The sequence below is a fragment of the Cyclobacterium amurskyense genome (assembly GCF_001050135.1).
Taxonomy (GTDB): Bacteria; Bacteroidota; Bacteroidia; order Cytophagales; family Cyclobacteriaceae; genus Cyclobacterium; species Cyclobacterium amurskyense.
Genome location: NZ_CP012040.1, coordinates 2,250,008 through 2,264,351, shown reverse-complemented (window position 1 = coordinate 2,264,351; position 14,344 = coordinate 2,250,008). Strand labels below are relative to the sequence as shown.

General features: G+C 38.7%; 12 protein-coding genes. 3 read left to right on the top strand and 9 right to left on the bottom strand.

All coding sequences use genetic code 11. The features are described from left to right. Positions 1-252 precede the first annotated feature (252 nt). The 9 genes from CA2015_RS09330 to cysS all read right to left on the bottom strand — a co-directional run bounded on the left by CA2015_RS09330 (position 253) and on the right by cysS (position 9,341). Positions 253-741 (bottom strand): hypothetical protein, encoded by a 489-nt coding sequence (locus CA2015_RS09330; protein ID WP_157470399.1) that lies wholly within the window; start codon positions 739-741, stop codon positions 253-255. Between the two features lie 164 nt (positions 742-905). After that, positions 906-1,196, bottom strand: coding sequence for a helix-turn-helix domain-containing protein (locus CA2015_RS09325; RefSeq protein ID WP_048641660.1), 291 nt, complete (start codon positions 1,194-1,196; stop codon positions 906-908). Further along, a complete protein-coding gene (locus tag CA2015_RS09320; RefSeq protein ID WP_048641659.1) occupies positions 1,193-1,552 on the bottom strand; it encodes a type II toxin-antitoxin system RelE/ParE family toxin in 360 nt (119 codons plus the stop codon). Before CA2015_RS09320 ends, CA2015_RS09325 begins: the two co-directional genes overlap by 4 nt. 465 nt (positions 1,553-2,017) lie before the next feature. Next, complete coding sequence (locus tag CA2015_RS24425; protein WP_157470397.1) at positions 2,018-2,806, bottom strand: HNH endonuclease; 789 nt, start codon at positions 2,804-2,806, stop codon at positions 2,018-2,020. A 330-nt stretch (positions 2,807-3,136) separates the two neighbouring features. After that, entirely contained in the window at positions 3,137-3,862 is a 726-nt protein-coding gene (locus tag CA2015_RS09310) for a DUF5131 family protein (RefSeq protein WP_048641658.1), read from the bottom strand. Beyond that, positions 3,862-4,989: a three-Cys-motif partner protein TcmP gene (gene tcmP, locus CA2015_RS09305; RefSeq protein WP_048641657.1), complete on the bottom strand. Its 1,128-nt coding sequence runs from the start codon at positions 4,987-4,989 to the stop codon at positions 3,862-3,864. Before tcmP ends, CA2015_RS09310 begins: the two co-directional genes overlap by 1 nt. A gap of 694 nt (positions 4,990-5,683) precedes the next feature. After that, positions 5,684-6,838, bottom strand: a complete 1,155-nt coding sequence (gene galK / locus CA2015_RS09300; protein ID WP_048641656.1) for a galactokinase — start codon at positions 6,836-6,838, stop codon at positions 5,684-5,686. A 27-nt stretch (positions 6,839-6,865) separates the two neighbouring features. Further along, positions 6,866-7,855, bottom strand: coding sequence for a M28 family peptidase (locus CA2015_RS09295; protein ID WP_048641655.1), 990 nt, complete (start codon positions 7,853-7,855; stop codon positions 6,866-6,868). After that, positions 7,845-9,341 carry a cysteine--tRNA ligase gene (cysS, locus tag CA2015_RS09290; protein WP_048641654.1) on the bottom strand — a complete coding sequence of 499 codons (1,497 nt, stop codon included), beginning with the start codon at positions 9,339-9,341 and terminating at the stop codon, positions 7,845-7,847. The genes CA2015_RS09295 and cysS overlap by 11 nt, the downstream gene beginning before the upstream one ends. A 158-nt stretch (positions 9,342-9,499) precedes the next feature. On the opposite strand from cysS, the gene CA2015_RS09285 reads away from it, so the two are divergent. From CA2015_RS09285 to infB, 3 genes are all read left to right on the top strand, one after another. Next, positions 9,500-9,970, top strand: a complete 471-nt coding sequence (locus CA2015_RS09285) for a ribosome maturation factor RimP (protein WP_048644451.1) — start codon at positions 9,500-9,502, stop codon at positions 9,968-9,970. Between the two features lie 5 nt (positions 9,971-9,975). Further along, complete coding sequence (gene nusA / locus CA2015_RS09280) at positions 9,976-11,220, top strand: transcription termination factor NusA (RefSeq protein ID WP_048641653.1); 1,245 nt, start codon at positions 9,976-9,978, stop codon at positions 11,218-11,220. Positions 11,221-11,290: 70 nt separating this feature from the next. Then, positions 11,291-14,314, top strand: a complete 3,024-nt coding sequence (gene infB / locus CA2015_RS09275) for a translation initiation factor IF-2 (protein ID WP_048641652.1) — start codon at positions 11,291-11,293, stop codon at positions 14,312-14,314. The last annotated feature ends 30 nt before the right edge of the window (positions 14,315-14,344 follow it).

The window sequence follows — 14,344 nt, the reverse complement described above, 5'->3', positions numbered from 1 at the left end:
CATTTGCTTTTCTAATGACTCTACCCAGCAAATTTAAATCCATTTATATTCACACCACCCCTATCAATCCGGTAGTTTATTACAGGTATTCACCGGCTGAAATAATTTGGTACCTTCGATACCAGATGCCCATTCTGAGCACACACGCTGCATTCAGACTAGGCTGTTCCAGCCGTCAGAATGCTTAGTTATTTTAGGCAATGTTTTTTATTTTCATTTAAACAAGTCTTTTAGTTTGTCCAAAAAGCTTTTTTAATCGGTTTCCACAATCTTTGTCGGTTTTGGTTCTGTCGAACTTGGTATTGTGTTTTTCTTTTGTTTTTCAATTTCGCTCATGAATTGGGGAGTGTCAGCAACAAGCATTTCTCTTGAGTATTTCATTTCGTCATCCAAATAATAAATAAGTGCTTGTCCTTTGTCAATAAGTGCAATCGAAATAAGTCCAATGCAAGCACCTGCTGCGAAATCCACTCCCCAAACGAACGATATAGCTGAGTCCTGATTTGTTAAGTCGGGCTTTATCCAATTCCAGTCATTTGTTATTTCTGTTGGCTGGTCAAAATAGGTCTCAAAGAATGTTACGTGTCCGTTTATTGAACAAGATAGTCCGTGAAGTTCTGTGATATTTTCAGAGTCGCCCAAGATTTTAAAGTCATAACCAAGTCCTTGAATTGTCTCTTCAATTTGTGTTTTTGTTGGTATGTGGGCCTTTCTAAGAAAAGCTACTTGAGTCATTGACATTTCGCTCTTGTTTTAAATATTGCCTAACGAGATTCAGCTTGGAGACGGCGGGCTTTCTGAGACGTTCACTTCATGCCTACTCCTAATTTTTTAATGATACTGGACTTTCCATTTACCCTGAACCCCTGCTGTATTCCAAGGTGATGTTATAGTGCCTATTCTTTTTACAATTCAATGGAAATTTTGACTTTTCCTCCCAATCCTTTTTCTACTATGTCGAAGAGCGTTTTAAGTGTCAGATTGCTTCCGTTATTTTCGACCCTTGAAATGTAGGTCCTTTTCTTATCTACTAATTCTGCCAATTGCTCTTGTGTCAAATTCTTGTCCTCCCTGGCTTTCTTCAATAATACACCGATCTTAAACGATTCAAAATCTCTTTCAAGTTCGTCTCTTCGTGATGTGCCTTTCCTTCCATACACATCATCTTTTATGTTTTTCCAGCTTTTCGTATTCATTTCTTTGTTCTTTTCTTTTTTTCTGGGTCTTTTTCGGCAAAGTATTGGTCCATCAACTTACTCGCCTTTTCTATTTCCTTGGGTGGTGTCTTTTGTGATTTCTTTTGAAAGCCATTTAATAAAATAACTAGCTTACCTTTGTCAAAAAAACAAAACACCCTCCAGATGTTTGATCCCAACTGGATACGGGCTTCAAACAACCCCTTCTTTGTTTTGATAGGCTTCAGGTAAGTTTCAGGAACTCTTTCAAGGGTCTCAATAACTTTATAAATTTTGTTTTGAACTTTGTCGGTCTGCTTTCTAAGAAAGTTCTCAAAATGGTTTTGGTAAGCTATGACTTCCCTTACTTTATCCATAGACGTAAATGTAACTTAAAGGTTACTATTTTCAAAATTCTAAAATTTTCTTCCGTGAATAAGGCTTCTCAATATCCGCTAGTAGTGTAGCCCCTGATAGCCTACTTTATTATTATAAAGACAATAATAAGCAGTAAACTTTCAACGCCCCTTTCATCAAACCGTATCCTATTAAATACAGGACAGGCCCCGGATAATTACGGGGTAAACAATGAAATTTTCCCTCATACAGCTTACCGATAGCCTTCAATATTTGCTTTTCATAGGATTCTACCCAGCAAATGTAAATCCATTTATATCCACACCACCCCTATCACTCCGGTAGTTTATTACAGGTTTTCACCGGATGGAATAATTTAGCATCTTCGATACCAGATGCCCATGCTGGGCACACACACTGCATTCAGACAAGGCTGTTCCAGCCGTCAGAATGCTTAGTTATTGGGCACAGGTTTCTTTCTATTTTCATTGATTGACTGGAACTATTTTTTCTAAATCACTTCCAACTGGAATTTGAAAATGCTTTGAAATTTCAAATATTAGCACACCAAAAACTTTTCTCATTGCATTTATGGATGTGTCAAATCTTATCCAGTCTGAATCATTGCTATTACATTTGAGGGTGTTCAAATCTACATCAAAAAGAGTATCTAAAAATTGTCTCAACCCTTTTAACATCTTGTCAATTTTATCAGCTAAAAAAGTTTCAGGAATTTGACTTTTCTTTCGCAATAATTCTTTTCTTACTTCCTGAATTGAACTTAAAACATGAGATGGAATTTCATCATCTGATTGATTATAAAATACTCTTCGATTATCTAAAAAGTCAAGAAGGTCTTTTGCTTTTTGTACTTCGTCATAAGTTGGCTTTAAAAGATAAAGTAGCGAATTATAGTTTGGTTTTGACCTTAAAATCCTTACAAATTCTTCATGGGTAGATTTCCATTTTTGAAGATTTTTTACTGAGTATCTTTTGGGGTCTGTATCTATAATTTTATGACAATCTCCACAAAGCCAAATTCCATTTTTAATATTTCGTATATCCTCATCTTTTAATTGGGTATTAAATCTTGGACCGTTATCACTTGCTCCGTAAATATGAGCAGCTTCTCCCGACCTCAATGATTTTCCAATATTTGAGTGAGAACCAGTTGTCATTTTCTTACAATCTGGATTACTGCATAAAAAATGAGCTCTTTCTGCAAGTGTTGTCACATTTTTCTTTGTGAAATCTCGACTCTTTTTTCTGCTCATTTTTTCTTTTTTTCTTGTGCCGTAGAGTAGAGCCTAAGAGCCTACCATATTTAATTACCTATAAAGATAATAATTAAGGAGCAGAGAATCAGTAACCTTTCATCAAACCGTATGTGAACTTTTCCCTCATACGGCTTGTCGATAGCCTTCTTTATTTTCCATCATTACTCTTACCGAGCTTCAACGAAACCCTCACTGTTTTAACGGTCGGGAACTCTTCTAAATGAACAGCAAATTATTTAGTTAGGATTTACATCTACTGGATTACCAAAATTTTGTGGCACACAAACGTTTCTGTGGTATGTGGAGAAAATTATAGAGTGGATCTATCTACACACTATGTTGCAAATCAATTTCTGGCATTTGATCATAAGTTCTGCCATTCAGTTCTCTACCATTTTTCTTCTTGTTTTTTCCTCCCCATTGCTTGAAGAAAAATGCAACTCCTGATTTTTCACATTGCTCCTGAATATCTAAGACCCAATCTGGATTCATAGGACGTGGCTTATGTCCACTTTCACCTCCTACTATAACCCAGTCTAATTTTTTTAGATTTAGCCTTTTTAAAGGCCCGATCAAAGGCTCTAAAGATAAGAATTTAACCTTTGCATGAGTTTTTCGCAGCATTTTTATTCTTTCTTTGACCGTTTCATCTTCTACAGAAACTCCCATCCATATGTTATGAGACCATTTCAGTTCTTTATTTAATTCTAGAAGCCTTTCTGCTCGTTTAGTCAAAACTTGAAAGACATGTTGAGGATTGTCTCTCATAACCTCAAATACTTGCTGTATAAAACTTAAAGGCACTGCTTCATGGAACAAATCACTCATTGAGTTAACAAATACTATTTTAGATTTCTTCCATTTATACGGTGTTTTAAGTTCGTTTGGATGAATTGTTACTTTAAAATTGTCTTTATATTTCTGAATACCCATAGCTTGTAATCGCTTAGACATAATTTCAGCATAACAAAATTTACACCCTTGGGAGATTTTTGTGCAGCCCGTTGTTGGGTTCCAAGTCATTTCTGTCCATTCAATTGATGATTGCGCCATTACTTTACGTTTATGGTTTTAATTATTGCATTCTTCTTACAAACCTTGTTACTTAAATTAAACGTATCAGAAGCTATTTCATTTCGTTTAATCATTTTGTTTATTACCGACCTTGCAAAAGGTATCTTCATTCCAGAGTTCAAAGTAAATAGATAAACTGATTTGTCCGTGCTTAGAGTTTTGTTCTTTATAAATCTCTTTAGATTACTTTCAAATAATTCAACCTTTTTAGGTCGCTCAATTGTGCCAGTAAATAAGTTTCCTTGTCCGGGAATGATATTGTCGTTGTCAATATCAAAGTTTGCAGTTCCTCGATCAGGATCAATCTTCCATGCTGAATTTAGAAATTTTTCTATTCCTAAAACATTATTGCTTCCAAATATTATTCCATACAATCCAGCATTCTTCTTTATGGAAAATGGTGCTAAATAATACTCTTTGTTAGGAGGAATGAGAGATTTGTAATATTCTAAGACAAGATTGTGAATTTTGTGATAGGGAGTGTTTTCAACTTCTTTTGTACTGAGTTTAATATATTTAGCAATTGCTGGGTGATCTGGAAAACGTTTAATCGTTGATGATGAAATAAAGAATAGAAAGTCTGTTCTTTTAATACTTACTACTTGTTTAAACCTTTCAGGATTAATTTGCTTTATACCAGTTTGATCGAAGAACAATAGATTGGCATTATCTTTTCCAAGTAGAGAATTATACTTTTTGTTAAACGATTCGACAAAATCTAATGAATCGGTTTCAATTAGGACAGGAAATAGATTTGTTTTCTCACCAAGACTTTCAATTAGCAATGCACATTTCTCTCTATCATATTCGTTAAAGTATAGATTTACTTTTAGTCCTTTGCTTATTATGATATCACAATAAGGCTCAAGTTCTTCCAAGATTATAAATGGTGTACCAGAAACTCCGTTTTTATCTTTACCAGGCCCAGCGAAAAAATCATAAATATTAATTGTATTCCAGTAGATTGTTCTCGCCGAAATAAACACAGGTAGCCATTCCCTTATGTAGAATCTGAATAGATCAAGTTTTGCAATTGTTCCATCATCAAATGGTCTTATGTGTAAATCTCTGGTTAATCCTTTCTTTTTTTTTGCTTCTCTAACCATTTGTCAATTCTCATATTTAACCTTGGATTTGCCTATACCTCAATTATAAACCCAACCCTTTCTACTAATTATTCGTCAAATTAAGAATTTCGGTCAAAGAATCTAGGCAAAACAGATTAATTATATTAGGATTCCTTACTTTTAAAGCAGTTTGGGTGTATTTTAATTAAAAAAACTAGCAAAAAACTGATGTAAAGCAGCGTATTACCGAAATTCTATACTTTGAACTTTCTCCCTTGTCAGTTTTTGGTCAAATGCTTTGGTAAAAACCTAAAAAAAGCTGCCAAAAAGGTGGAAATTTCCGGCAAAAAGCTAATAATTATCAGCTTAAACCTAATAATTTCCACCTAAAAGGTGGAAGCTTGAATAAAAAAGCTGAAATCATCGAGTTCTGAAGTACCCCTCCCCACTTCTGAACCTGGAAAATTTGACCTTATCCAAAGACTTTTCCTGAAATTTTGTCATATTTTCCAGTTTTTACCCTGTTTTTTGTCAGTTTTTGGTCGAATTTTTCAGGTTTAAGGTGAAAAATATGAGTTCTGAACCGGAAAATTCAATAAAAAATATTCAAGCTTGTCAGTTTTAGGTACCCCAGCCCTGTTTTAAGGGGAGTAATTGGAGTTATAAACCCCAATGGGTAGGTTTGGATGTACCCTGCCCCTCTTCCGAAGTACCCCATAGGCTTTGCTAATACCTATAAATTGATAAGCCCCGTACCATCAGCTACATTTACCTCATAGCTTTCCATTTGCCGGTTGAATTTGTGGGCATAGGCGGCTGAAATGGCGGCTATAAATTCATTTTTATCGGTTTTCTTGATCAGGTTTAGGGTACATCCTCCAAATCCACCACCCATCATTCTGGCGCCCAATACATGGGGCAATTCCCGGGTATAATCCACCAAAAAATCTAGTTCGGGACAACTCACTTCATAATCTATGGAAAGTCCATCATGCGAGCCATAGAGAAATTGTCCTACCCCCTCCAGGTCCTGCTTGTCCAGGGCCTCACAGGTTTTTATCAGGCGTTCATTTTCCTCAATCACATAGGCACAACGCTTGTAAACCACAGCGGACATTTCCCCCTTTGCCTTGTCCAGCATTGATAGGCTTATGTCTCGAAGGCTTTTCACCTCTGGAAAATGTTTCTTGACCTGACTTACGCCTTCCTGACATTCCTCCCTCCTTTGGTTATAGGCAGATTCAGCCAGGGAATGGGCCACTTTGGTATTGCATAGGATCAATTGGTAGTCCCCCAATTCCAAAGGGAAATAGGAATGCTCCAAAGAACGGCAATCCAGACGGATGACCTGGTCTTTTTTGCCCATCATGGAAGCAAACATGTCCATGATCCCACATTTTACGCCTACAAATTCATGTTCGGCCTGTTGGGAAAATTTCAGTAATTCCAGCCTTTCCAACTTTAAATCAAACAACTGATTCAGGCCAAAGCCTACACCATTTTCCAAAGCGGCAGATGAAGAAAGTCCTGCCCCTATAGGAATGTCCCCACCAAATACACAGTCAAAGCCTTCCAGCTTTTTACCGGACTTCTGAATGGCATTGGCCACGCCCATCACAAAATTTACCCAACCTTTGGCAGGTTTCAAGTCATCCAGTGAAAAAGTCATTTCTTCTTGAAAATCAAGGGAGAAAACACGACAATTTCTGCTGCTATTTTTGGCAAAGCCAAGGTAGATGGACTTGTCAATGGCCGCAGGCAACACAAAACCCTCATTGTAATCGGTATGCTCACCGATAAGGTTGATCCTTCCCGGAGAACGGACAATCAAGGGGCTTTCTTGGTACTTTTCCTCGAAGGTTTTTGAGATAAGTTCTGGAATGGTCATCTGGAATGAAGCGTTATATTAATAGTATTATTCTTGAAAAAGCGTAAACAAAACAGTTTGCCCAACCACGGAAAGGGTCTTCTTGTCTATGATCTCCATATTGTCCTTATGGGTATGGTGATAATGTCCAAAACCAAAATCAGGGCTAAAATCAATAATATTGATCATAGGAATATTGGCGTTCTGATTGACAAAAAGATGGTCGTCTGTGATGGGCTCTGCATTTCGCATTTGGAAGAAATCTCCAAAACCCAAATGATGGGCCTGAGTCCACACCTTGTCTACTATGTTTTTGGCAAATTGTACAGAATAGCCTTCTTTATAAAACCTTGCATTTTTTCCACCTACCATGTCCACAAGGATACCATAATAGGCAGAATAGCCTTTTACATGAGGAGTTGTGGACCAATATTGAGACCCAAGACACCACCATATTTGGCTATTGTCGCGGAAATTCCTGTGTTCAGGCTCTCCATCATCTTCCCCATCGAAGAAAATAAAATCAATCCCTACATCGGGCTGCAAGCTATCCGTATGCAACACACGGGCTATTTCGAGCAAAACAGCTACACCACTTGCGCCATCATTGGCTCCATCTATTGGCTCATCCAATCGCTCCGTGTCCTTATCGGCTATCCTCCTGGTATCCCAGTGTGCCCCCAATAATATCCTCTTGCTCGCTTCCGGCTTATAACTTCCGATAATATTCCTCAATTGGAGTTCTATTCCATCGTAAGTTTTGTCTTTAAAAGTCTGTTCGGTCACACTCAGCCCAAAACTTTTCAGCTTATTTACCATCCAATCTCCAGCCGCCTTATGGGCTTCCGAATTGGGTACCCTGGGACCAAAGTCCACCTGTTGCTGTATATAATGATAGGCCGAATCGGCATTAAAGTCCGGGGCCTGCTGATAGCTTATTACCGCCTCGGTTTTACTCTCGTTACTGGGTTTATCCCCACAGGCAGCTACCAAAAGCAGCAAGCCCAGGAATAAACCTGTACTTATATTATTCTTCATAAGCCCAATCCACACCATGCTTCATATCTTTAATTATCACTCCCAATCCTTTTAATCCAGCCCTGATCTCATCCACTTTCTGGTAATCTCGCGCCGTTTTGGCTTTGCTATACAAGTCAATGATCACTTTCAATAGTTCATCCTGATTGTCTCCCTTCTCTTCTACCAAGCCAAGAATTTCAGTAATAAACACATTAAAAGTCTGAATCAATTTATCAAATACATCTTTTCCAAGTTGAGCAGAATGCAATTGTCCCGTATATAGGCTATTGATTTTTTTCAACAGATTAAAGAGATGACCTATGGCCTGTGCGGTATTGAAATCATCATTCATGGCATCAAAAGCAGCAGCAATACTCTTTTCTATTTGTTCCACATTCTTCTCATCCACAAGAATCTCAGGATCAGCCTTATATTGAATTTGCGAAGCTATTCTAAGTCCATTGATCAATTTTTTATACCCTTTTTGGGCTGCCTGCAGGGCTTGATTGGAAAAATCAAGGGTAGAACGGTAATGGGCCGTCAAGATAAAATACCGCACCGTCATGGGACTATAGGCCTGTTCCAACTTGTCATGATCCCCATTGAACAATTGCTGAAGGGTAATAAAATTCCCAAGGGATTTACCCATCTTTTGCCCATTGATGGTAATCATATTGTTGTGCATCCAATACTTAGCCGGGTCGGTATGATGGCTTGCATTGCTTTGCGCGATTTCACATTCGTGATGCGGAAACATCAGGTCCATTCCACCACCGTGGATATCAAATTGCTCACCAAGGTATTTGGAACTCATGGCCGTACACTCTAGGTGCCAACCCGGGAAGCCCACGCTCCATTTTGAATCCCAACGCATCAGGTGTTCTGGAGAAGCTTTTTTCCATAGGGCAAAATCTACAGGATTTCTCTTTTCAGACTGTCCATCTAGTTCCCTACTTCCACTCATTAATTCATCGACCACCCTGCCGGACAAGACACCGTATTGTTTTTCCTCCTTATTGTATTTCAAAACATCGAAATACACACTGCCATTTACCTCGTAAGCCAGGCCATTGGCAATAATCTCTTCTATAAGTTTTATTTGCTCAGGAATGTGACCAGTAGCACGAGGTTCTATGCTTGGTTTATGGGTATTCAACATTTCCATATCTCTATGGTAGGAAGAGGCATATTGTTGTGCCACCTCCATTGGTTCCAATTGTTCGAGCTTGGCTTTTTTGGCAATTTTGTCTTCCCCATCGTCAGCATCTGCTTCTAAATGACCCACATCAGTAATATTTCGGACATACCGAACTTTATAATCCAAAAATCTTAGGTACCTAAAAACAATATCAAAAGACACAGCTGCCCTTGCATGACCAAGGTGAGCATCTCCATAAACCGTGGGTCCACAGACATACATCCCTACATTTGGGCTGCTAATCGGTTCAAATATTTCTTTAGTTCTGGAAAGGGTATTGTATATTTTTAACTTTTTTGATTGCATGGGGCAAATTTATCAAACTTTCAATACTTTTTTTAGGAAAATAATTTTATTACATTTGTGCCTGAGTTAATTCATGACAACAGAGGGGACACACAGTCCCCTCTTTCATTTATTGATCATTTTTGGGACAAAAACCAAAAGCAAGTAAGCAAAAAGATATGGATTTGAGGCAAACGATAGAAGAAATAGTGGAAAAACACCTGCCTGACAGCAGCCATTTTGTCGTAGATGTACAAATTGTGGAGAAGGGTAATAAAAAATCTTTACATATATTAATTGATGCTGACCACGGCATCAATATTGATACTTGTGCTTTGGTTAGCAGGGCCGTTGGCGAGGAGGTTGAAGCTAAAGAGCTGATGGACACTGCATATGTAATGGAGGTTTCATCCCCAGGAGTGGATTTTCCGTTAAGTTCAAGAAGGCAATACGAAAAAAATATTGGCCGCAACTTGAAAGTAACCCTAGAAGAGGGCGAGGAAAAGGAAGGAAAACTCACTGAAGTAGACCAGAGGGCTATTCAGATAATGGTGAAGAAAAAAGAAAAGGGCAAAAAGTTTGTTGAAGAACCTCTCAGCATACCTTTTGACCAAATAAAGAAATCAATAGTATTAGTCTCTTTCAAATAAAAACAATGGATGCTAAAATTCTGATTGAATCATTTGCAGAGTTTGCAAGATCAAAAAATGTGGATCGACCAACAATGATCCGCATTCTCGAAGATGTATTTAGGGCGATGATTCGTAAAAAGTATGAAACTGATGAAAACTTTGATGTGATCATCAATGCGGACAAGGGTGATTTAGAAATCGTAAGGATTAGACAGATCGTTGACGACAATTCTGAAGACATCTGGGATCATGACAAGATCAGTTTGGCGGAAGCCAAGAAGATTGAACCTGATTTTGAGATAGGTGAAGAGACTTATGAAAAAATAGAATTAGAAGATTTTGGTCGCAGAGCAGTGATGATGGCCAGACAAACACTTATCCAGAGGATCAAAGATTTGGAGAAGGATTTGCTTTTCCAACAATATGAGGAGCTGGTAAGTGAGATTATAACTGCAGAAGTTTATCAGATACTAGGTAGAGAAATTCTACTTATGGATGCTGAAGGCAATGAATTGATCATGCCAAAATCAGAGCAAATACCGAAGGACAGGTTTAGAAAGGGAGATACTGTCCGGGCAATTGTTCACAAAGTGGAGATGATCAATGGTAACCCAAGAATTATCCTTTCAAGAACTTCACCAATCTTCCTTGAAAGGTTGTTTGAGAATGAAGTACCTGAAGTATATGATGGACTTATTACCATTAAGAAAATAGTAAGGGAACCAGGTGACAGGGCCAAGGTAGCGGTAGAGTCTTATGACGACCGTATCGATCCTGTTGGAGCTTGTGTAGGTATGAAAGGTAGCAGAATCCATGCTGTAGTTAGAGAACTACAAAATGAGAACATCGATGTTATCAATTATACGGACAATCTTGACTTGTATGTTTCCAGAGCGTTAAGTCCTGCAAAGGTAACTTCACTTCAAGTGAATGAAGAAGCCAAAAGGATTTCGGTATATTTGAAGCCTGATCAGGTTTCTCTAGCCATAGGTAAAGGTGGATTTAATATCAGACTTGCCAGTAGATTGGTAGGATATGAAATTGACGTATTCCGTGAACTATCAGGTTATGAGGATGAAGAAGATGTTGATCTATCTGAATTTTCTGACGAAATTGAGAGTTGGGTATTAGAGGAGTTGAAAAAAACAGGTTTAGATACCGCGAAAAGTGTGTTGGCATTGACCAAAGAGGACCTTCTTAGAAGGACTGAATTGGAAGAAGAAACAATCGCCGATATATTTAAAATATTAAAACAAGAATTTGAATAGCAAATAACGACAGATAATTCGTTATCCCCTTTATATTTGCATTATTATAAATACAGGAATAGGTATTAGTATGTCAGAAGAAAAAATGATGCGATTAGGCCAAGTAGCCAGAAAGCTCAACGTGGGTGTTTCCACCATCGTTGAGTCTATGGCCAAGAAGGGCTTTGAGGTAGAAAGCAATCCGAACTCGAAAATTAGTTCGGAGCATTATAATATGCTTGCCAAAGAGTTCAAGTCTTCTGCCCAAGAAAAGGAAGAGGCCTCCCATCTATCTATAGGCAAAAGGCACAATGAAAACTTTACCATCAAGGCAGAGTCGGAATCTGAGCCTGAAAAAGAAATCAAAAAACCAGAGCCAAAAAAACCGGTAGCTCCTACTCCTCCTGTTGAGGACAAGAAACCTGTGGAAAAAGCTACTGACAAAATATCAACTGAAGCACCCAAACTTCAGGGCATTAAAGTATTGGGTAAAATTGACCTGGATGCTAATAAATCCAAGCCAAAGCCTGAGCCTGTAAAAGAAGTAGCGCAACCTACTCCTGCTAAGCCTGTAGCGGAAGAGCCTAAAAAGCCTGCGCCTAAGCCTGAACCTAAAAAAGAACCAGAAGTAAAAGAGGAAAAACATAAACCTCAAGTAGCTGCTGAAACAAAACCGGAACCGACAACTCCGAAACCTACTCCTGCTCCAGTAATTCCCGAAAAGCCTGTAGAAAAAGCTGCTGCTCCAAAAGCAGAAGAAAAACAAAAACCTGCTCCGGCAAAAGCACCAGAAGAAAAACCTGCTGCCGCTACTCCTAAGGAGACTACACCAGCCCAATCGAAGCCAATTACTGAAGAAAAAACAACTAAAGAACCGGAAAAACCTATCGAAAAGACTGAAGACAAGGTGATCTCTGCAAAAGCAGATTCCCTTAAAGGTTTGACTGTATTGGGAAAAATAGAACTTCCTAAAGACAAACCAAAGAAAAAATCCAAACCTGTTGCCTCTTCTGATGAACGCAACAAGGAGAAGAAAAAACGTCCGAGAAAACGGATTGATAACCGTCCTGCCAAACCTGCAGACGGAGCGAGACCTACGTCACCTGCCGGTAGAGGACCAGGTGGATCAGGGCAAGGTGGTGGAGCCAGAAAAGGCAATAACAGAGGCGGTGTCGGAAGACCTGCAGGAAGAGGTCAAAACCCTCGTTTCCAAAAAGAGGAACCAACCCAGAAAGAAATTCAAGACCAAATCAAACAAACTCTTGCAAGACTGCAAGGTGGTGGTAGATCTGGTGGAAAAAATAAAAATAGAAGAGACAAGCGCTCTGACAGAACGAAGGAGGTTAGCGAAACACCTGAGGAAAGCAAAATACTACGGGTAACGGAATTTATTTCCGCAAATGACCTGGCTTCCCTAATGGATGTTTCTGTTAACGAAGTAATCTCTGTCTGTATGGGACTTGGAATGTTCGTTTCAATCAACCAAAGACTGGATGCAGAAGCAATAACCATTATTGCAGATGAATTTAACTATGATGTAGAATTTACTAAAACCGACGAAGAAGAGACAGAAGTCATCGAGGAGGAAAGTGAAGACACATTGATTGAAAGAGCTCCTATTGTCACCATAATGGGACACGTAGATCACGGTAAAACATCCCTTTTGGATTATATCCGTAGAGCTAAAGTGACACATGGTGAAGCAGGTGGTATCACTCAGCACATTGGTGCCTATGATGTAGAAACCAAGGATGGAAACAAAATTGCATTCTTAGATACACCAGGACACGAAGCCTTTACGGCGATGAGAGCAAGGGGTGCTAAAATCACGGATGTAGCAATCATTGTAATTGCAGCGGATGACAATGTCATGCCTCAAACAAAAGAAGCTATCAACCATGCTCAGGTAGCTGGTGTTCCAATGATATTCGCTATCAACAAAATAGATAGGCCAAATTCCAACCCGGAAAGAATCAAGGAGGAACTGGCCAATATGAACCTACTGGTTGAAGACTGGGGTGGTAAATACCAATCTCAAGATATTTCTGCCAAAACAGGTGCTGGTATAGACGAGCTTTTGGAAAAAGTTTTGCTTGAATCTGAAATTCTAGAGCTTAAAGCAAATCCAGATAAAAACGCTGTCGGTACAGTAGTAGAGGCTTCCCTTGATAAAGGTAGGGGTTATGTATCTACAGTCATGGTACAGGCAGGTACCCTACATGTTGGAGACACCATTTTGGCAGGCCAACATTATGGTAGAGTAAAAGCAATGTTTGACCACTTGGGTAAAAAACTCGATGCAGCAGGACCTTCCACACCAGTACAAGTACTTGGTTTAGGCGGTGCTCCTCAAGCAGGTGATGTATTCAAAGTATATGACTCTGAAAGAGAAGCAAGAGAAATTGCTAACTCTAGAGAGCAAATACAAAGAGAACAAAGCTTACGTACCAAGAAACATATCACACTGGATGAGATCGGTAGACGATTGGCCATTGGTAGCTTTAAAGAACTTAACATCATTATCAAAGGTGATGTGGATGGTTCAGTAGAAGCCTTGTCTGATTCCTTACTGAAACTCTCTAAAGAGGAAGTGAACGTAAATATCATTCACCATGGTGTAGGTCAGATTTCTGAATCTGATGTATTGCTTGCCTCTGCTTCTGATGCGATTATCTTAGGCTTCCAGGTAAGACCTTCTGTCAATGCAAAACGTCTTGCCGAGCAAGAGGAAATTGAAATCAGACATTACTCAATTATTTATGATGCCATCAACCAGATTAAAGATGCCATTGAAGGTATGCTTGAACCTGAATTTGAAGAGGTAATCACAGGTAATATTGAAGTAAGAGAAGTGTTCAAAATCTCTAAAGTCGGAACAGTCGCTGGTTGTTATGTTACGGATGGTTATATCAACCGTAAAAACAAAATTAGAATTATCAGAGATGGTATAGTAATTCATGAAGGAGAAATCAGTGCCTTGAAACGATTCAAGGATGATGTAAGCGAAGTGAAATACGGCTACGAATGTGGTGTTTCCATTAAAGGATTCAACGATATCCTGGAAGGTGATACCTTCGAAGGATACAAAATGGAAGAGGTCAAGCGTAAAAAATAAATTTAAGATTCAATACAATTCAAGGGACAG